The sequence below is a fragment of the Stenotrophomonas sp. 109824_Sma genome (assembly GCF_056480025.1).
Map to the genome: position 1 here is coordinate 1,750,942 of NZ_CM151078.1, position 18,934 is coordinate 1,769,875.

The following is an 18,934-nucleotide window of genomic DNA, read 5'->3' on the forward strand; positions in this document are numbered from 1 at the left end:
AGATGCCAATGACCACGCTCCGACGCATCCTTCCTCTCGCTGCCATCGGCGCCGCGCTGCTGTTGCTGGCCGGTGCGGTGACGGCCGCCGATACCGTGCTGCATCCGTTCCTGGTCGCCCAGCCGAAGCAGGCCCCGCAGGAGGTGAATCTGGCGGTGGAGATTCCGGCCGGCAGCTTCACCAAGTACGAGATCAAGGAAGACGGCCTGGTCCACGTGGATCGCTTCCAGTCGATGCCGGTGGCCTATCCGGCCAACTACGGCTCGATGCCGCGTACTCTGGCCGGTGACAACGATCCATTGGATGCGCTGGTGCTGACCCGCGAGCCGCTGCATCCCGGCGTGATCGTGCGCTTCCGGCCGATCGGTTACCTGAAGATGATCGATGGCGGCGAGCACGACGAGAAGATCATCGGTGTGCCGACCGACAAGGTCGACCCGACCTACGCCAGCATCCGTGACCTGGCGGATCTGCCGGAGGTCGAGCGCCAGCGCATCGAGGCGTTCTTCCGGGTCTACAAGGACCTGCCGACCGGTCGCAACCCGGTGCAGCTCAACGGCTGGGGCAATGCTGCCGAGGCGCGCACGCTGATCATCGAAGCGATGAAGCGCTTCGAAAAGTAGATCCACGGCATGCGTGGATTCAGTCCAGCAACGTCTCGATGAACGACTCGGCCTGCATGCGGTCGCCCAGTACCCGGGCCACCGCCTGTACGGCTGCCTCCTGGTATTCAGGACGGATGCCGCCATCGTCATCGTCGTTGTAGAGGTCATCGCCGGCATCGAGGTACACCGTGCCTGCAGCAGCCAGAGCCGCCATCAAGGTCGGCACATCGGTAGTGATCTCGCCGGCATCCAGCAGGCCGGCACCGTGGTGGCTGAACAGTACACGGCCGTCGTCCAGGTCGAGGATGAACGGATCAGCGCCGCGATCGGCAATCACCAGCCAGTTCGATGGCCAGTCGTTGATCCGTTCGCCGCTGATGCCGTGCCATCGATAGCCGGCCTGCTGGCTCCACAGGCGTTGCAGTGGCGGTATCCAGACATCAAGGCCGGGAACGGTGATGCCGGCGCGGCCAACTCTGGCATTGATCTCTTCGCCCAGCGGCCCGACCTGCGCGTAGAAGCACGCCAGTGCCGGGGGCAGCGGGAACGGGCCCTGCCAGTCACGCTCGTGCTGGGCATGCAGCAGCCCGAAGCGGGCGAATGAGGCGTGCAGATCATCCATGTCAGAGCCCAACGGGTAGCGGCCGTGCAGTCTAGCAGACGGCGTCTGCGCGCATCTCCTTCACCGCCGCTGGCTATGATGTGCGCCTTCCACAACGAAGGCGGTGCACGTGTCGGTAGCGTTGGTATGGTTCCGCCGTGATCTGCGGCTGCAGGACAATCCGGCCCTGCAGGCCGCGCTGGATGCGGGCCACGACGTGGTGCCGGTCTACATCCATGCGCCGCACGAGGAAGGCGAGTGGGTGCCCGGTGCGGCCTCCGATGCGTGGCGCCACCGTTCACTGGGCGGATTGGATGCGGACCTGCGCGCGCGTGGTTCGTCGTTGGTGCTGCGCAGCGGTGACAGCCTGCCGATCCTGCAGTTGCTGATCGAGCAGACCGGCGCCGAGGCGGTGTACTGGAACCGCAAGTACGAACCGGCCACCCAGCCACGCGACGCGACCATCAAGCGTACGCTGCGCGAGCAGGGCATCGACGCGCAGAGCTGCAATGGCAGCCTGCTGTTCGAGCCCTGGGACATCGCGACCCAGCAGGGCCAGCCGTACAAGGTGTTCACGCCGTACTGGCGCAACGTACTCAGTCATTGGCGCCTGCCGGCGCTGCAGGCCGCGCCGCAGGCACTGACGCCACACACGGTCGACAGCCTCGCACTGGATGATCTCCAGCTGGCACCGACGCTGGACTGGGATACCGGCTTCTGGGAGCACTGGCAGCCGGGCGAGGCCGGTGCGCTGGAGGCACTGTCCGTGTTCGAGGACGGTGCATTGCGTGGCTACCGCGAACAGCGCGACCTGCCGGATCGCGTGGGCACCTCGCGGCTGTCGCCGCACCTGCATTTCGGCGAGATCGCGCCGTGGCGCATCGCCCATGCGCTGGAGGGGCTGCGCAGTGCAGGCACTGACGCCGACATCGACGGTTACCTGCGGCAACTGGGCTGGCGCGACTTCGCCTATCACCTGCTGCATCACTTCCCGAAGACGCCGACCGACAACCTCAACCCGCGCTTCGATCGCTTCCCATGGGCAACGCCCAGTGACGCTCAGCTGCACGACTGGCAACGCGGCAACACCGGCGTGCCGATCGTCGATGCCGGCCTGCGCGAGCTGTGGCACACCGGCTACATGCACAACCGGGTGCGGATGATCGTGGCCAGCTACCTGTGCAAGCACCTGCGTGCGCACTGGCTGCATGGCGCGCGCTGGTTCTGGGACACCCTGGTCGATGCCGACCTGGCCAACAACACGATGGGCTGGCAATGGGTGGCCGGGACCGGCGCCGATGCCGCGCCGTATTTCCGCGTGTTCAACCCGGTGACCCAGGCTGAGAAGTTCGACCCGCAGGCCCGTTACATCAGCCGTTGGGTGCCCGAACTGGCTGCGCTGCCGATGAAAGCGCGCTTCGCGCCGTGGCAGCATCCACTGCTGCTGGCCACGCACGCCCCCGGCTATCCGCGCACCGCACTGGTGGACCTGGCGGCCGGTCGGGACGCCGCGCTGGCCGCCTACCGGCAGACGGGGGCAGGGTAAAGCGCGGGCTGAGCGATCCAGTCAGTTAGCTGAACGCGGCCCTGTCGCCGCGCCGCATCATCATCCCGACATCGCATTGGGCTGTTTATTCTCTCTGCGCCCGCAAGCCGCCGGCCCGACCGGAAACCAAGGAGAACCACATGATCCGCAACACCACCCGCAACGTCGCACTGGCCCTGATGAGTGCGGCCGTCCTGTCGGCCTGCGCCACCGGCGGCTCCTACGTGCAGAGTGACCAGTACGGCAACCCGACCGAGCAGCAGAACCGCACCGGCCGCAATGCGCTGATCGGCACCGCGATTGGTGTGGCCGCCGGCCTGCTGACCGGCGACAGCGCTACCGAGCGTCGTCAGCACGCGCTGATCGGTGCCGGTATCGGCGCGCTCAGCGGCGCTGCCGTCGGCCAGTACCAGGATCGCCAGGAACGCGCACTGCGCGAGCGCACCGCCAACACCGGCATCGATGTGCAGCGCCAGGGCGACAACATCATGCTGAACCTGCCGGATGGCATCACCTTCGATTTCGGCAAGTCGACCCTGAAGCCGCAGTTCTACGGCTCGCTCAACGGCGTGGCAGGCACCCTGCGTGACTACAACCAGACCATGATCGAAGTGGTCGGCCACACCGACAGCATCGGCAGCGACGCGGTCAACAACCGCCTGTCGAAGGAACGCGCCGACTCGGTGGCGCAGTACCTGATCGGCCAGGGCGTGCAGAGCGTGCGTATCGAAACGCTGGGCGCCGGCAAGTCGTATCCGATTGCCGACAACAGCACCGATGCCGGCCGTGCCAAGAACCGCCGCGTCGAGATCCGCGTGATTCCGCTCAAGCAGTAACGCATAGCGTTACTGCTGTTCCGGCGTAGCCGGAACGAAAATGCCGCCCTTGCAGGCGGCATTTTCTGTAGGTGCCGAGCTTGCTCGGCACGCCGATAGCGCTCCCGGTCGCGGCTTCTCCGAATGGCGCCGACCAAGGTCGGCACCGTTCAAAAAACCAAGTCGAGCGAGCTCGACTCTACAAAACCCGGTTACGCCGCCGAAGCAGCGACCTTCTCCAGGATGCGCTTGCCGCTGCTCTCCAGCGCGGCGTCTTCCTTTTCCTTCTGCTGCTGCGCCAGCTTCGCACCCGGGCATTGCGCCAGCATGTAGTTGGCGTCGAAGTTGAGCTTTTCCACCAGGAAATCGACGAACGCACGCACCTTCGGCGAGACCAGGCGGCCACCGGCGAACACGGCGTTGAAGTCCACTTCCGGGCCGGTCCAGCCGGCCAGCACGCGGCGTACCATGCCCGACTCGACGAACGGCTTGGCCATCACATCACCGGTCAGCAGCAGGCCTTCGCCACATACCAGTGCACCATTCAACGCGGACATGTCGTTGGCGGTCATCAGCGGGGTGACCGGGAAGTCACGCAGCTCGCCGCCGTTCTCGCCCAGCTGCCAGGTGAAGCGCGGCGAATTACCGGTGTGGTACGGCTTGCGCATTGCGAGGATGCGATGGAACTGCAGCTCTTCCGGATGCAGCGGCTCGCCATAGCGCTCGATGTAGGCCGGGCTGGCGAACACCTGCGTGCGCAGGCTGCCGAGCTTGCGCGCGACCAGGTTGGAATCGGGCAGGGCACCCACGCGCAGCGCCAGGTCCGCTTCGCCGGCAATCAGGTCCAGCTTCTCGTTGCCCATGTGCATGTCCAGGCGGATCTCCGGATACTGCGCATGGAACTGGCCCAGCAGCGGGGCGATCCAGGTGATGCCGATCGAATAGGGCACGGTGAAGCGCAGCCAGCCGCGCGGGCCGGACTGCAACTGGCTCACCGCGCTCTCGGCTTCTTCCAGCTCGCGCGCGATGCGCTGGCAATGCTCGTGGTAGATCGAGCCGGCTTCGGTCAGGCCGAGGCGGCGGGTGGTCCGGTGCAGCAGTCGCGCGCCCAGGCGCGTTTCCAGCTCCTGCACTTTGCGGCTGACCGTGGTCTTGGGCAGGCCGAGCGATTTGGCAGCGGCAATGAAACTGCCTTGCTCGACCACTTTGACGAAGATCAGCGTCTCGTTGAGATCGTGGGACATGGTCGGGGATCCTGGACGTCGGGGATGGGACAATCGTGACAGAACGATTGGACCGGGAGCGGGATGATTATTCCCCTTAATCAGGACTAATCAAGTAAAGGTTTGAGGTCTATCGTGGCGCCATTCGTGAAATGGAGCCCCCTCGCCATGAGCCTGCGCAACATTCTTGCCCGCTTCCGGCATGCCGGCCAGAACGCCCTGGACCTGGCGATGACCGTCGAAGCTCGTCCGAGTTCCTTGGTACACAAGGATTTTCGTGAGTTTACCGCGCCCATGCGTCAGCAGCGTGGCGGCGTCATCCGCCTGGTCCCACACAAGGGCGACCGACTGCGTCGAATTGGGACTATCCCGGATTTGGGAGGAAATGTCCCGTGAATGGGATACTGACGCCCGAAGTTCTGGTCCTCGGCGGCACCGGTGCCGTGGGCCAGGGCGTGGTCGGCGCCCTGCTGGAGGCCGGCAGCCCGGTGCTGGTGGTCGGGCGCGATCCGGGCCGGCTGGCGGCACTGCATGAGCAGTTCGCCGATGAGCCGGGCCTGGAAACCGTGCTGGGTTCGCTCAGCGATGACGGCTCGGCACGGGCGTTGGCCGAACGCATCGCGCAGCGGCCGCGTCCGTTGGCTGCAGTGATCGCCGCGATGGGTGGCCCCTACCGTCGCGGCCGCGTGGTCGACCGCAACGGCGACGAGCTGCTCGGCGCGCTGCAGGCCGACCTGATGCCGCACGTGCACGCGGTGCGCCACCTGCTGCCGCTGCTGCAGGACAACGTACATGCGCGCCGCTACGTGATGATCGGCAGCCCGGCCGCGGTCAAGCCATGGGCCGGTTACGGCGAAAGCTCGATCACCGCCGCGGCGATGCGCATGTACGCGCAGGTGGTGCACCAGGAAGCGCAGGCGATCGGCGTGCGCGCGCAGATGCTGGAAGTCTGCAGCCCGGTGTGTACCCCGGCCAACGCGGCCAACGCCTGCATCGAGTGGCCCAGCTCGCTGCTGGTCGGCCGGCGCGTGGTCTCCCTGCTCGATGGGTGCCGCGACAACCGCGCCATCGTCCGTTGCGACAGCAGTGATGCCGAACTGCCGCGCGGCCTGCTGCACCTGGAAGTTCCTCCGCTTTGGCGCGACACCGCTGGCGTCGCTTGACCTCGACCAAGGTTGAGGTCGCAGTATGCGCCGCCGATTTTCGCAACACCTTCTCATATAGCTGTACCACCCCTCCGTACGGATGCATGCCATGACTTCCCCCAACACCACCCCACATCGTTTCGGCCATCGCATCGCGATGGTCGGCGTGTCGATCCTCGCCGCGGCCGTGCTTGCAGCCTGCAGCGGCGGCCATGCCGATGAAGCCGGTGCTCCGCCGCCGCCGCAGGTCAGCGCCGCGCCGGTGCTGGTCAAGCAGGTCAGCCAGTGGGACGAGTTCAGCGGCCGCGTCGAAGCGGTACAGAGCGTTGAACTGCGCCCGCGCGTGTCCGGCTACATCGACAAGGTCAACTACGTCGAAGGCCAGGAAGTGAAGAAGGGCGAAGTGCTCTTCACCATCGACGCGCGCAGCTACCAGGCCGAATACGATCGTGCCGCCGCCGAGTTGGCCCGCGCCCGCACCCAGGCCACGCTGGCCCGCAGCGAGTCCGAGCGTGCCAAGCGGCTGTCCGAGCAGCAGGCGATCTCCACCGAGACCGCCGAGCAGCGTCGCGCTGCCGCCGACCAGTCCGGTGCCGCCGTGCAGGCGGCGCAGGCTGCGCTGGATGCGGCCCGCCTCAACCTGGAGTTCACCAAGGTGCGCGCACCGATCGACGGCCGCGCCGGCCGCGCGATGGTCACCGCCGGCAACCTGGTCACGGCCGGCGACAGTGCCAGCGTACTGACCACGCTGGTCTCGCTGGATACCGTGTTCGTCTACTTCGATGCCGACGAGAGCACCTTCCTGCGCTACGCACAGATGGCACGCAAGGGCGAGCGCCCGAGCGAGCGTGACAGCGAACTGCCGGTGAAGGTCGGCCTGTCGGGCGAAGAGGGCTACCCGCATGCGGGCAAGGTCGACTTCCTCGACAACCAGGTGGCGCGCAGCACCGGCACCATCCGCGTCCGCGCGCTGCTGGACAACGCCGACCGCCAGTTCACCCCGGGCCTGTTCGCCCGCGTGCAGCTGCTCGGCAGCGGCCAGTTCCAGGCCCTGCTGATCGACGACAAGGCCGTGCTGACCGACCAGGACCGCAAGTACGTGTACGTGGTCGACAAGGATGGCAAGGCGCAGCGCCGCGACATCCAGCTTGGCCGCACCGCTGAAGGCCTGCGCATCGTCGAGCACGGCCTGGCCGCCGGTGACAAGGTGATCATCGATGGCGTGCAGAAGGTCTTCATGCCGGGCATGCCGGTGCAGGCCAAGGCCGTGGCGATGCAGCCGCAGGCTGCGCCGGCACCGGGCCGCGATGCCACCGCCGCACTGAACCACTGATCCGCCGTCTCCTGATCCGCGTCCCCGCTTAGCTGCCGGCGCCAGCGGCAGCCTTCCCTGCCTTCGTCATATCGGCGAGGGGCGGGGTGGCTGTTGCCCGCCGAATGCCTTTCCCAGGAATTCCTCCATGGACTTTTCCCGTTTCTTCATCGACAGGCCGATCTTCGCGGCGGTGCTGTCGATCGTGATCTTCGCCGCAGGCCTGATCACGATTCCGATCCTGCCGATCAGCGAGTACCCCGAAGTGGTGCCGCCGTCGGTGGTCGTGCGCACGGTGTATCCGGGCGCCAACCCCAAAGTCATCGCCGAGACCGTCGCTACCCCGCTTGAAGAGGCCATCAACGGCGTCGAAGGCATGATGTACCTGAAGTCGGTGGCGGGCTCGGACGGCGTGCTGCAGATGACCGTCACCTTCCGCCCGGGCACCGACCCGGACGCGGCAGCGGTGAAGGTGCAGAACCGCGTGGCGCAGGCGCAGGCGCGCCTGCCCGAGGACGTGCGCCGGCAGGGCGTGACCACGCAGAAGCAGTCACCGACCTTCCTGATGGTGGTGCACCTGACCTCGCCGCAAGGCAAGTACGACACGCTGTACCTGCGCAACTACGCCCGCCTGCACGTCAAGGATGCGCTGGCGCGTATTCCGGGCGTGGGTGACGCGCAGATCTTCGGTGGCGGCGACTACGCCATGCGTGCCTGGCTGGACCCGGACAAGGTGGCTTCGCGCGGCTTGACCGCCAGCGACGTGGTGCGCGCGATGCGTGAGCAGAACGTGCAGGTTTCGGCCGGCCAGCTCGGCGCCGAACCGTTGCCGAACAGCCAGTTCCTGACCCTGATCAATGCCCAGGGCCGTCTGAAGACCGAAAAGGAATTCGGCGACATCGTGCTCAAGAGCGGCACCGATGGCGAGATCGTGCGCCTGGCCGACGTGGCCCGCCTGGAACTGGGTGCCGGCGACTACACCCTGCGCTCGCAGCTGGACGGCAAGAATGCGGTCGGTATCGGTATCTTCCAGTCGCCGGGTGCCAATGCACTGGAGATCCGTGACCAGGTCATCTCGACTATGGACGAGATGCAGAAGACCATGCCGGCCGACGTGAAGTACGAAGCGGTGTATGACACCACCATCTTCGTGCGCGACTCGATCAAGGCCGTGGTCTCCACGCTGCTGGAAGCCATCGCCCTGGTGGTGCTGGTGGTGATCCTGTTCCTGCAGACCTGGCGTGCCTCGATCATTCCGTTGATCGCGGTGCCGGTGTCGGTGGTGGGTACCTTCGCCGCGCTGTACCTGCTGGGCTTCTCGATCAACACGCTGAGCCTGTTCGGCCTGGTGCTGGCGATCGGCATCGTGGTCGACGACGCGATCGTGGTGGTGGAGAACGTCGAGCGCAACATCGAGGAAGGCCTGTCGCCCACCGCGGCGGCACACCAGGCCATGCGTGAGGTGTCCGGCCCGATCGTGGCGATCGCGCTGGTGCTGTGTGCCGTGTTCGTGCCCATGGCCTTCCTGTCCGGTGTCACCGGCCAGTTCTACAAGCAGTTCGCGGTCACCATCGCCATCTCCACGGTGATCTCGGCGATCAACTCGCTGACCCTGTCGCCGGCCCTGGCCGCGCGCCTGCTGAAGGCCCACGGTGCGCCGAAGGATGGCCCGAGCCGTCTGATCGACCGCCTGTTCGGCTGGGTGTTCCGTCCGTTCAACCGCTTCTTCAAGTCCAGCTCGGAGAAGTACGAGCGTGGCGTGGCCCGCATCCTTGGCCGTCGCGGTGCGGTGTTCGTGGTCTACGCGATCCTGCTGGTCGGTACCGGCGTGATCTTCAAGCTGGTGCCGCCGGGCTTCATCCCGACCCAGGACAAGCTGTACCTGATCGCCGGTGTGAAGCTGCCGGAAGGTTCGTCAATCGCGCGTACCGATGAAATGCTGCGCAAGGTCGCCAAGATCGCCCAGGAAACCGATGGCGTGGCCCACACCATCTCGTTCCCGGGTTTGAACGCGCTGCAGTTCACCAATACGCCGAACACCGGTGTGGCGTTCATTCCGCTCAAGCCGTTCGCCGAGCGCCATGGCCGCACCGCCGCGCAGATCAATGCCGAGATCAACCAGAAGATCGCCGGTCTGCAGGAGGGCTTCGCGTTCGCGATGATGCCGCCGCCGATCCTCGGCCTGGGCAACGGCAACGGCTACCAGATGTTCATCGAGGACCGCGGCAACCTGGGCTACGGCGCGCTGCAGAATGCCGTGCAGGCAATGCAGGGCACCGTTGCGCAGACGCCGGGCATGGCCTTCCCGATTTCCAGCTACCAGGCCAACGTGCCGCAGCTGGATGCCGAGGTCGACCGCGTCAAGGCCAAGGCACAGGGCGTGCAGCTCACCGAACTGTTCGACACCCTGCAGACCTACCTCGGTTCAGCCTACGTCAACGACTTCAACCAGTTCGGCCGTACCTGGCAGGTGATCGCCCAGGCCGATGGTCCGTTCCGCGAGACGGTCGAGGACATCGGCAAGCTGCGTACCCGCAACGACCGCGGCGAGATGGTGCCGATTGGTTCGATGGTCACCATCAAGCAGACCTTCGGCCCGGACCCGGTGCTGCGCTTCAATGGCTATCCGGCAGCGGACCTGGCCGGTGAAGCCGACCCGCGCGTGCTGTCGTCGGCCGAGGCGATGAACAAGCTGACCGAGATCGCCGGCAAGGTGCTGCCGGTGGGCATGACCACCGAATGGACCGACCTGAGCTACCAGCAGGCGACCCAGGGCAAGGCGGCCTTCATCGTGTTCCCGGTGGCGATCATGCTGGCCTTCCTGGTGCTGGCTGCGCTGTACGAGAGCTGGTCGCTGCCGCTGGCGGTGATCCTGATCGTGCCGATGACCCTGCTGTCCGCACTGTTCGGCGTGTGGCTGACCGGTGGCGACAACAACGTGTTCGTGCAGGTCGGCCTGGTGGTGCTGATGGGCCTGGCGTGCAAGAACGCGATCCTGATCGTCGAATTCGCCAGAGAGCTGGAGATGGGCGGCAAGGGCATCGTTGAAGCCGCGCTGGAAGCCTGCCGCCTGCGTCTGCGTCCGATCGTGATGACCTCCATCGCGTTCATCGCCGGCACCGTGCCGCTGGTGCTGTCGCACGGTGCAGGCGCCGAGGTGCGCTCGGTGACCGGTATCACCGTGTTCGCCGGCATGCTGGGCGTGACCCTGTTCGGCCTGTTCCTCACCCCGGTGTTCTACGTGGCCCTGCGCAAGTTCGTCACCCGCAACGGTGGTGGCCAGCTGGTGCAGCACGGCGAGCCGACCATCCACCACTGACATGGAACCCCGTCGCCGCCGGTCACTGGCCGGCGGCGGCTTTCCCCTCACAAGGCATGCATCCATGAATACCCATCAGAACAAGATCGCGCTGGTCACCGGCGCCACCCGTGGCATCGGCGCGGAGACCGTGCGCCAGCTGGCCCAGGCCGGCGTGCACACGCTGCTGGCCGGCCGCAAGCGCGAGACCGCCGTGGAGCAGGCGCTGAAGCTGCAGGCCGAGGGCCTGCCGGTGGAAGCGCTGCAGCTGGACGTCACCGACGGCGCCAGCATCGCCGACGCCGTGCAGCAGGTGCGCGAACGCCACGGCCGTCTCGACATCCTGGTCAACAACGCCGGCGTGCTGCTGGAAAACCCGGCGCAGCTGCCGTCGGAGCAGTCGCTGGATACCTGGCGCCGCACCTTCGACACCAACGTCTATGCACTGGTCGCGGTGACCCAGGCGTTCCTGCCGCTGCTGCAGCAGGCCAAGGCCGGACGCATCGTCAACGTCTCCAGCATCCTCGGTTCGCAGACCCTGCACGCCGATCCGGCATCGGGCATCTACGATTTCAAGATCCCGGCCTACAACGCCTCCAAGGCAGCGGTGAACAGTTGGACGCTGGCCCTGGCACACGAACTGCGCAGTTCGCAGATCAAGGTCAACACCGTGCATCCGGGCTACGTGAAGACCGACATGAACGGTGGCCAGGGCGAAATCGAAATCGCCGAGGGCGCGCGTTCCAGCGTGCAGATGGCACTGATCGGCCATGAAGGCCCGAACGGCAGCTTCACCTACCTGGGCGAGGTGCTGCCATGGTGATCCGCACGTTGGCGATGGCCGTCTCCAGCCTGGTGCTGGCAGGCTGTGTCAGCGTCGGCCCGAACTACAAGGCCCCGGTGCAGGAACCGGTGGTCCTGCAGAGCGCACAGCAGCCGGTCTTCAGCACCGTCTCGCCGGTGGCCAGCTGGTGGGCGCAGTTCGATGATCCGGTGCTGGAACAGCTGGTGCATGGCGCACTGTCGGACAACCTGGACCTGCGCGTGGCCGTGGCCCGCGTCAGCCAGGCCCGCGCGGTGTTCGTCGAAAGCCGCTTCGACCAGGCCCCGCACATCACCGCAGGCGGCAGCTACGACCGCCGCAAGCAACCCGATCCGCAGCTGGGTGGGCAGCGGGTGTTCAGTGAAAGCTACCAGCTCGGCTTCGACGCCGGCTGGGAGCTGGATCTGTTCGGCCGCAAGCGCCGTGCTGCCGAAGCCGCGCGTGCCGACCTCGGTGCCGAGCAGGCCAACCTGGCCGACGCACAGGTACTGGTCGCCGCCGAAGTGGCACGCAACTACTTCGAGCTGCGCGGCACGCAGAAGCGTATTGCCGTAGCCCAGCACACCCTGGAAAACCTGCGCGATACGCAGAAGCTGACCGAGGCGCGCTGGGAACTGGGCGCCGGCAGCGAGCTGGATGTGCAGAGCAGCCGCGCCCGCCTGAAGGCGATCGAGGCCGACATCCCGCTGCTGGAAGTGGCCGAGGCGCAGTCGCGCAACCGACTGGCGGTGCTGCTCGGCCAGCGCCCGGAAGTGCTGACCGACATGCTCGCGCCGCATGACGTGCCGGCCTTCGCCAAGGCATTGCCGCTGGGCGATACCCGCGAACTGCTGCGTCAGCGCGCCGACGTGCGCGTGGCCGAGCGTCGCCTGGCGGCCGCGACCGCACGCGTGGGCGTGGCCACCGCGGACCTGTTCCCGCGGCTGTCGCTGTCCGGCTTCGTCGGTTTCCTGGGGGGCGATGCCAGCGGCCTGGTCAATGGCAACAACAAGGCCTGGTCGCTGACCCCGTCGCTGAGCTGGGCCGCATTCGACTTCGGCACCGTGCGTGCGCGCCTGCGTGCCAGCAAGGCTGAAGCCGAAGGCGTGGCCGCGCAGTACGAGCAGGCGGTACTGCTGGCCCTGGAAGACACCGAGAACGCGCTGACCCGCTACTCCAAGCAGCAGGCGCGGCTGGCGATCGTGGTCGAGCAGGCGCAGGCGGCACGGCGTGCCGAATCGCTGGCACAGATCCGCTATCGCGAGGGTTCGGAAGACTTCCTGACCCTGCTGGATGCGCAGCGCACGCAGTTGGCGGCTGATGACGCGTTGGCGGCGGCCGAGTCCGAAGTCAATGTCAGCGTGGTCGGCGTGTACAAGGCGCTGGGCGGCTGGGGGCAATCACCGCAGCAACCGAGCGTGGCGCAGGTGCAGTAACCGCAGGGGACGGAGGCAGTGGCTTCCGTCCTCTTCTGCTTTCACGCCCCGCGGCAGCGGTGTGTCCTGCTCCCTGCGTGGGCGGCAGGCGCAGGAAGGGCGGTGCATGCCGTGCACATTGCCATCGTCGTGACGTTTCTGACTCTGCCGGAATGCCGGCCCGCCGTGTAACTAGTGGGTCAGACACACGGGAGGACAGGCGATGGCGGACGGAAGGCGGGATACCCAACGGATGTTGTTCGGCGATCCGGGTCCACCGGGTGCGGGGCTGTCGGTGGCGGTCGTGGTGCTGCTGGTGCTGGCGACGATGGCCGCCGCGGTCGGTTTCCTGCGCCTGCAGGATTCGATGCTGGGGCTGGGCCTGATCGGGGTCGCCGTGTTCCTGGCAATCGGCGCCCGCATCTGCCAGGCGCGCGATCAGCACCAGGCGCTGTATCGCCTGCCGTGGGGGTTCAGTGCTTCGGCCAGTCCAGTTCGACGACCAGCGGGAAGTGGTCCGATGGCAGCACGCCGTCGATGCGGCGGTCATCGGTCAGGAAGCTGCGCGCACGGAAGCCGCGCACCAGCACCCAGTCCAGCTGCACGGTGGCCTTGCCGGTGAAATCGTGGAAGGTCAGTCGCGGGCCCTGCGGTGCCTTCACCTGGGCACGGGTGTCCTGCAGCACACGGGTGAATGCCTTGTAGGTGTCACCGCCGGGCTCGCTGTTGAAGTCACCGGTCAGCACCACCGGCAGGTCGGCCGGCAGGCTGGCCAGGCGCTTGCCGATCAGCTCGGCACCCTTCACCCGGCGTGGTTCGTCCTCGTCACGGTAGGGCAGGTGGGTATCCATGAAATAGAAGCGGCGGCCGTCGTCGATGCGGCGGAACAGCGCCCAGGTGACCATGCGCGGGTACAGGTTGCCCCAGGTGATGCTGCCGGGCACATCAGGCGTGTCGGACAGCCAGAAGTTGCCTGATTCCTCGATCGCCAGCACCGTGCTGTCGTAGAACACACCCATGTGCTCGTCGCCGCTGCCACCGCGGCGGCCTTCGCCGAACCAGCGGTAGCCGGGCAGGTGGCCGGCCAGGTACTCGGCCTGCTCCTGCACCAGCTCCTGGGTGCCGATCACCGCCGGGTGCGCATCGAGGATGACCTTCACCATCGCATCGCGACGGTCGGGCCAGCGCTTGCCGGGTTCGGTATCGGCCGGGGTGCGCACATTGAACGACATCACCTTCAACGGCGCGGGGGCTGCGGCCCAGGCGCTGGTCGCAGGCAGGGCAAGCGCCAGCAGGGCACACAGTACGGGGCGACGGAAACGTGACAACATCGTGGAATCCCTCCATTCCATGAAAACGGTTTCACGGAGCATCGCACGGATTGCCTGTTCATGGCTGTGCGTGCGCTGGCGGTATCCGCCGGTCGCCGCGGCGTATTCAGCAGGGCCTTGACGGCGCATTGACCCGCCCGCGCGGGCCTGCGTGCTAGAACGGCGCTGCCGGCCACTGAATCCGGCGCCGCAGCAACCATCAACGGAACCACAAGGAGCTGTGCCATGTCACGATTGATTCGCGCCCTGCAGGTGTCGCTGAACCTGCGTTCGGACAATTCCACGCAGTGCATCCGTTCCAAGTATCGCTACTGGAATATCTTCTGACCGGAAGGACTCCACGTATTCGATGACATGGCCAGGGAAGGTCGATGATCTTCCCTGGCATTGGAGGCAGGGCATGGATGAGCGGGCAGCGGATGCGGAAGTGGTTTCCATCGATGACCTGCTCGAACGCGTGCGTCGCGAAGGGCCGGTACTGCGCTTCAACAATGATGTTGTCGGCATCTTTGATCCGGCCCTGGCGGTCAGGATCGACAAGGCCAACACCGACCAGCACACCGTACCGGATTCACTGATTGATTTTCTCGGGCTGCGCAGAGGCAGGGATCCGGTTGCGTGGCGCGAGGTGCGGGCACTGCTGAGCGAGCAGGCCGGGCGGCTGGCCAGTCCCGGCCACATGCGCGACCTCTACACGCGCATGCACGGCTTCCTTGCCCAGCGCGCGGACAGGCCGCACGACCTCAGCGAACTGAGCTGGTGGACGATTTCGCAGTCGCTGTTGCCGCTGCTGATCGATGGCCTCAGTCGTTCCGATGTCGATGCGCTCATCGGTGAGCAGAAGACCCGATACAACGCCATCGTGCTGCAGAACTTCTCGTTCTGGCGACGGATCATCGACTTCCATCTTTCCCGCCGCGCGGCCCGCACGGTGTCGCGGCACATCCGGCGTCGTGCACGCGGGACCGTGCCGCGCGAGGACTTCCTGCAATCCCTGCTGCCGCTGGTGCAGCGGGTGGGGGTGGATCGCGTGGCCTATCTGGTATCGATGGTGCTGGCCGGCATGTCGGGCCTGCCGGGCATCACTGCGGCCAGCCTGCTGTACGCAATGCACCGTTTTCCGCACTGGCAGGCGCGCATCCGCGAGGAAACCTCGGCGCTGAGCCTGGAGCAGCTGTACGCACTGCCGATCAAGTCGCTGCCGTGCACGTCGCGTTTCGTCAAGGAAACCCTGCGGCTGTGGCCGGGGCTGTTCGCCCTGCACCGTCCGGCCTCGCACGATATCGATATCGAGGGCGTGTGCATCCGCAAGGGCGGGGCGTACGAGCTGTCGTCCTACTTCCAGCATCACTCCCCGGAGTATTGGCAGAACCCGGACAGCTTCGATCCTGATCGCTGGTTGCCGGAGCGACGCCAGGCCAACAAGGGCGCCTACGTACCTTTCGGTTTTTCCTCGCGGGCCTGCATCGGCAGTGCGGTCGGCCACGCGCAGCTGCTGCTGTTCTGCGCGCTGGTGACCCGCGATTTCGAGTTGACGGTACAGGATGAGCCAACACCGTGGATGCAGCTGGAAGGCTTTGCCATTCCGGTCGACTTCATCGGTACGCTGACGCCGCGCTGCGCGTGACGGCAACGGCAGTGCCTGGATCAGTCTTCAATCTCGCCACGGCGGGCTGCCGCGCGCACCGCCTGCGCGGTGGTAGCCACGCCGAGCCGTTGCCGCGCTCGCCGCAGATGGTTCTCCACCGTGCGTGCAGACAGCCCCAGCGTGGCCGCGATTTCGGCCTGGCGCCGGCCAGCGGCAACCCAGCGCAGCACTTCGCGTTCGCGTGCGCTCAAAGCGCCTACGGGAACATCCGCCGGCGCTTCGGCAAGCCGCCGCGCCGCACGGAAGGCTGACGCACCGACCATTTCCAGCTGCAGGCGCGCGCTGGCGGACGCATCAATCGAGGTGCCGGCGAAGCTGACCGCACCTTCCAGGCCGGTCGGGCCGAACACCGGTACCTGCAACCCATGCAGGCCATCGCCGCGCGGCTGCTTCACCACCTGGTAGCGTTCGCCGCGCACGCCCTGGCGCTTGCTCCAGAAGAACGGCGCATTGCTGTCCAGCACATGGCGGTTGACCGGGCAGGCGTGCAGGTAGCGGGTGAGATCGGTATCGCTGCCGTCGCCGAACCAGTCACCCTCGATCCAGTACACGCGCTGCGCGTCGCGCTCCAGCCCGGTTCCGGTGGCGAACACCAGCAGCCGGTCGTAGCCCAGTGGCGAGGCGGCGGCGCGCAGCACGCCGCCCACCGCGGCCAGCGACCGCGCCTGTTCCAGTTCCAGCAGCGCGGGCACCAGCGCAGGCATTGGCTCAGCGCCCGGCCAGCGCGTCGAGCAGCGTGCGCGCGGCCAGCTTGCCCAGCGCATTGCCGGCCAGCGGACTGTCGCCGGTCAGCAGCAGGCGATCCTGCAGCACGCTGCCATCAATGCCCTCGTTGACGATCTGCACGCCCTGCTGGGCCAGGCGTTCACCGAAGAACCAACGCAACTGCCCCGGCATGTAGCCGATCTCCGGTGTCTGCCGGTCCATCGCGTCGGGGAAGGCACAGATGCGGTAACCACGGAACAGCGAACCACCCCCGGCTTCGTCGATACCTGCCGCCAGCAGCGCTGCCGGGCCATGGCAGAGCGTGATGATGTGGCGCTGGCCGGCCATGGCCCATTGCAGCGCGGATTTCACTGCCGTGCTTTCAGGCAGGCCGATCAATGCGCCGTGGCCACCCGGAATGAAGATGGCGGCATAGTTTGAATCGGCGCCCAGGCCAGCCACCACCTCGTCCAGCTGCAACGGCTGGCGGAAGCGCGCCTCGTAGCGTTCGTACAGGGCGCCGATCTCGCGGTCCTCGCGCGGGAAGGCCCACCATTCGAACTTGACGGCGTTGCCGGACAGCGTCGCCACGTCGATATCGAAGCCGGCCTTGTCCAGGTGGTACATCGGCAGCAGGGTTTCCACCGGGTGGTTGCCGGTGGAGAACAGGTGGCCATTGGCGGTCGGCAGATAACGCTCGTCGGCGGCGATCATCAGTACCTTCCAGCGGCCATCGCGGCGCGCATCCGGATAGTCGGCGCCGGACAGGTCGCTCTTCGGCGAGGTGAACTGCGACAGCGAATACGGCGACGGGAAGAAGGCATCGCGCTCGGCCGGATCGGGGCTGGGCTGGCGGCTGGGCTCTTGCGTGTTCATGCGGACCTCCGTTGGGGGGAAAGTGAGCCCAGCATAGGAGGCCGCGTGCGCAGGCGCGATGAGGGATTCCCCTCAATGGACCATCACCCGGATGCTGCATCGCGGCAGCGGCCCGGTTGGACAGCAGGATTATGTCGTGTTATCTAGCCGGTGCCGGGATAATCCCGGCATAACCACACAGCAAGCAAAGGAATGAAAATGAAAAGATTCGCCCGAGCATTGCGCGTCACTCTGAATATCCATCCGAACGAGAAGAGCAGTGTGTGGAATACCTGGCCGCTCTGGGTCGAGTTCTGATCCTGCGGGGCAACCCCGCGATTGAGCGGTAGCAAGACGAAGGGACTCGTCTTTCGAGTCCCTTCCTGCCGGAGACGCACTGCATGCAAGGGATGTCGAATGAAGGCAGCGCCATTGCTGCCGAGCGCTTGGCTGCGCGCGTGGAGCGCGAAGGACCGGTGCTGAAACTGGAAACCGGCGGCATCGGGGTGTTCTGCCCGGAGCTGGCCGGCAAGGTCGACAAGAAGAATTCCGAGCACCTGTTCGTGGTCGAGTCGCTGGCCGACCTGTTCCGCCGGCACGAACGCGTGCGCTGGACCGAAGTACGCAGCCTGATCGCCACGCGCAGTGCTGAGCTTACCGGAGCGCAGACCCTGGAGGCGCTGCAGTCGCGCATGCGGCAGGCGTTGGACGCACTGTGCGGGCGCGAGCTGGATGCCACGCCCGCCGTGTGGAAGGTGATGGCGCATCCGCTGGTGCCACTGGTGATCGACGGACTCGACGCGCGCGGCACCGCGGCCATCGAACGCGCCCTGCATCTGCGCTACACCACCCAGGTCGAGCAGGTCATCCATCGGCGTCATCTGCTGCGCAACTTCCTCATCGGTCGCGGCGAATCGCGGGCGATCGCCGCCGAACTGAAGCGACGCGTACGCGACGGGCGCGTGCCGCTGGACTACGCGCAGTCATTGCTGAGCCTGCGCGAGCGCATCGGCCTGGACAAGGTTACCTACCTGGTCACCGTGCAGCTGATCGCCATTTCCGGCGTGCCCGGCATGATGGCCGCCTGCCTGCTGCTGGCGATGCAGATGCATCCGCACTGGCGCCAGCGCATCGAGGAGGAATTCGCACCGCTCTCGGATGCGGAGATCCATGCGCTGCCGATGGCCAGGATTCCCTGCACCATGCGCTTCCTGAAGGAAGTAATGCGGCTGTACTCCACGCCCTTCAACAACCGTCGCGTGGCCGCCTGCGATCTGCAGGTGGAAGGGCAGGCCATCGCCGAGGGCACGGTGTTCGAGCTGAGCTCGTTCATCCAGCATCGCTCGGCGAAGTACTGGGATGACCCGCTGCAGTTCGATCCCGATCGCTGGCTGCCGGAGCGGCGCAAGCGCACCGCTGGTATCTATGTGCCTTATGGCTTCCCCACGCGTTCCTGCGTGGGATCGGCGGTCGGCAACGCGCAGCTGGTACTGCTGTGCGGGCTGCTGGCGCGCGAATTCCGTTTCACCCCCAGCGCCGGCTACCGGCCCGAGGTGCGCATGGAGGGCTTCGCGATCCCGGCAGCGCTGCACGGTACGTTCTCGCGGCGCACGGCAGGTGCCTGATCTGCCGG

16 protein-coding genes and 1 pseudogene are annotated in these 18,934 nt (G+C 66.5%); 12 read left to right on the forward strand and 5 right to left on the reverse strand.

Annotated elements, in window-relative coordinates; translation table 11 throughout:
• The first annotated feature begins 8 nt into the window (after positions 1–8).
• Positions 9–623: an inorganic diphosphatase gene (locus ACZK1G_RS08225; protein WP_101765281.1), complete on the forward strand. Its 615-nt coding sequence runs from the start codon at positions 9–11 to the stop codon at positions 621–623.
• 19 nt (positions 624–642) lie between these two features.
• On the opposite strand, the gene ACZK1G_RS08230 is transcribed toward ACZK1G_RS08225, so the two are convergent.
• On the reverse strand, positions 643–1,227 hold the full coding sequence (locus ACZK1G_RS08230; RefSeq protein ID WP_101765282.1) for an SMI1/KNR4 family protein: 585 nt from the start codon (positions 1,225–1,227) through the stop codon (positions 643–645).
• A 109-nt stretch (positions 1,228–1,336) separates the two neighbouring features.
• On the opposite strand from ACZK1G_RS08230, the gene ACZK1G_RS08235 reads away from it, so the two are divergent.
• The gene (locus tag ACZK1G_RS08235) at positions 1,337–2,752 is read left to right on the forward strand and encodes a cryptochrome/photolyase family protein (RefSeq protein WP_101765283.1); all 1,416 of its coding nucleotides are present in this window, start codon (positions 1,337–1,339) and stop codon (positions 2,750–2,752) included.
• 140 nt (positions 2,753–2,892) lie between these two features.
• Positions 2,893–3,588, forward strand: coding sequence for a YiaD family glycine zipper/OmpA-like lipoprotein (locus ACZK1G_RS08240; protein ID WP_010484399.1), 696 nt, complete (start codon positions 2,893–2,895; stop codon positions 3,586–3,588).
• Between the two features lie 191 nt (positions 3,589–3,779).
• On the opposite strand, the gene ACZK1G_RS08245 is transcribed toward ACZK1G_RS08240, so the two are convergent.
• The gene (locus tag ACZK1G_RS08245) at positions 3,780–4,811 is read right to left on the reverse strand and encodes a LysR family transcriptional regulator (protein ID WP_005409107.1); all 1,032 of its coding nucleotides are present in this window, start codon (positions 4,809–4,811) and stop codon (positions 3,780–3,782) included.
• A 147-nt stretch (positions 4,812–4,958) separates the two neighbouring features.
• Between ACZK1G_RS08245 and ACZK1G_RS08250 the strand changes: the two genes are divergently transcribed.
• From ACZK1G_RS08250 to ACZK1G_RS08280, 7 genes and pseudogenes are all read left to right on the forward strand, one after another.
• A complete protein-coding gene (locus tag ACZK1G_RS08250; RefSeq protein WP_014036825.1) occupies positions 4,959–5,186 on the forward strand; it encodes a hypothetical protein in 228 nt (75 codons plus the stop codon).
• Entirely contained in the window at positions 5,183–5,953 is a 771-nt protein-coding gene (locus ACZK1G_RS08255) for an SDR family NAD(P)-dependent oxidoreductase (protein ID WP_014036826.1), read from the forward strand. Before ACZK1G_RS08250 ends, ACZK1G_RS08255 begins: the two co-directional genes overlap by 4 nt.
• Positions 5,954–6,044: 91 nt before the next feature.
• Positions 6,045–7,268 (forward strand): efflux RND transporter periplasmic adaptor subunit, encoded by a 1,224-nt coding sequence (locus ACZK1G_RS08260; protein WP_478448167.1) that lies wholly within the window; start codon positions 6,045–6,047, stop codon positions 7,266–7,268.
• Between the two features lie 127 nt (positions 7,269–7,395).
• Positions 7,396–10,566 (forward strand): efflux RND transporter permease subunit, encoded by a 3,171-nt coding sequence (locus tag ACZK1G_RS08265; protein WP_014036828.1) that lies wholly within the window; start codon positions 7,396–7,398, stop codon positions 10,564–10,566.
• 64 nt (positions 10,567–10,630) lie between these two features.
• Positions 10,631–11,368: an SDR family oxidoreductase gene (locus ACZK1G_RS08270; protein WP_049445446.1), complete on the forward strand. Its 738-nt coding sequence runs from the start codon at positions 10,631–10,633 to the stop codon at positions 11,366–11,368.
• A complete protein-coding gene (locus ACZK1G_RS08275; protein WP_014646790.1) occupies positions 11,362–12,783 on the forward strand; it encodes an efflux transporter outer membrane subunit in 1,422 nt (473 codons plus the stop codon). The genes ACZK1G_RS08270 and ACZK1G_RS08275 overlap by 7 nt, the downstream gene beginning before the upstream one ends.
• Before the next feature lie 202 nt (positions 12,784–12,985).
• Positions 12,986–13,225: pseudogene (locus ACZK1G_RS08280) on the forward strand (hypothetical protein); the annotation flags it as partial.
• A 10-nt stretch (positions 13,226–13,235) separates the two neighbouring features.
• Here the strand turns inward: ACZK1G_RS08280 and ACZK1G_RS08285 are convergent.
• A complete protein-coding gene (locus ACZK1G_RS08285; RefSeq protein WP_049445442.1) occupies positions 13,236–14,093 on the reverse strand; it encodes an endonuclease/exonuclease/phosphatase family protein in 858 nt (285 codons plus the stop codon).
• Positions 14,094–14,493: 400 nt separating this feature from the next.
• On the opposite strand from ACZK1G_RS08285, the gene ACZK1G_RS08290 reads away from it, so the two are divergent.
• On the forward strand, positions 14,494–15,720 hold the full coding sequence (locus tag ACZK1G_RS08290; RefSeq protein WP_101765284.1) for a cytochrome P450: 1,227 nt from the start codon (positions 14,494–14,496) through the stop codon (positions 15,718–15,720).
• A 20-nt stretch (positions 15,721–15,740) separates the two neighbouring features.
• On the opposite strand, the gene ACZK1G_RS08295 is transcribed toward ACZK1G_RS08290, so the two are convergent.
• Complete coding sequence (locus ACZK1G_RS08295) at positions 15,741–16,445, reverse strand: PA1136 family autoinducer-binding transcriptional regulator (RefSeq protein ID WP_049445539.1); 705 nt, start codon at positions 16,443–16,445, stop codon at positions 15,741–15,743.
• A gap of 4 nt (positions 16,446–16,449) precedes the next feature.
• On the reverse strand, positions 16,450–17,322 hold the full coding sequence (gene hchA, locus ACZK1G_RS08300; protein WP_101765285.1) for a glyoxalase III HchA: 873 nt from the start codon (positions 17,320–17,322) through the stop codon (positions 16,450–16,452).
• A 380-nt stretch (positions 17,323–17,702) separates the two neighbouring features.
• On the opposite strand from hchA, the gene ACZK1G_RS08305 reads away from it, so the two are divergent.
• Positions 17,703–18,926 (forward strand): cytochrome P450, encoded by a 1,224-nt coding sequence (locus ACZK1G_RS08305; protein ID WP_233490848.1) that lies wholly within the window; start codon positions 17,703–17,705, stop codon positions 18,924–18,926.
• Positions 18,927–18,934 lie beyond the last annotated feature (8 nt).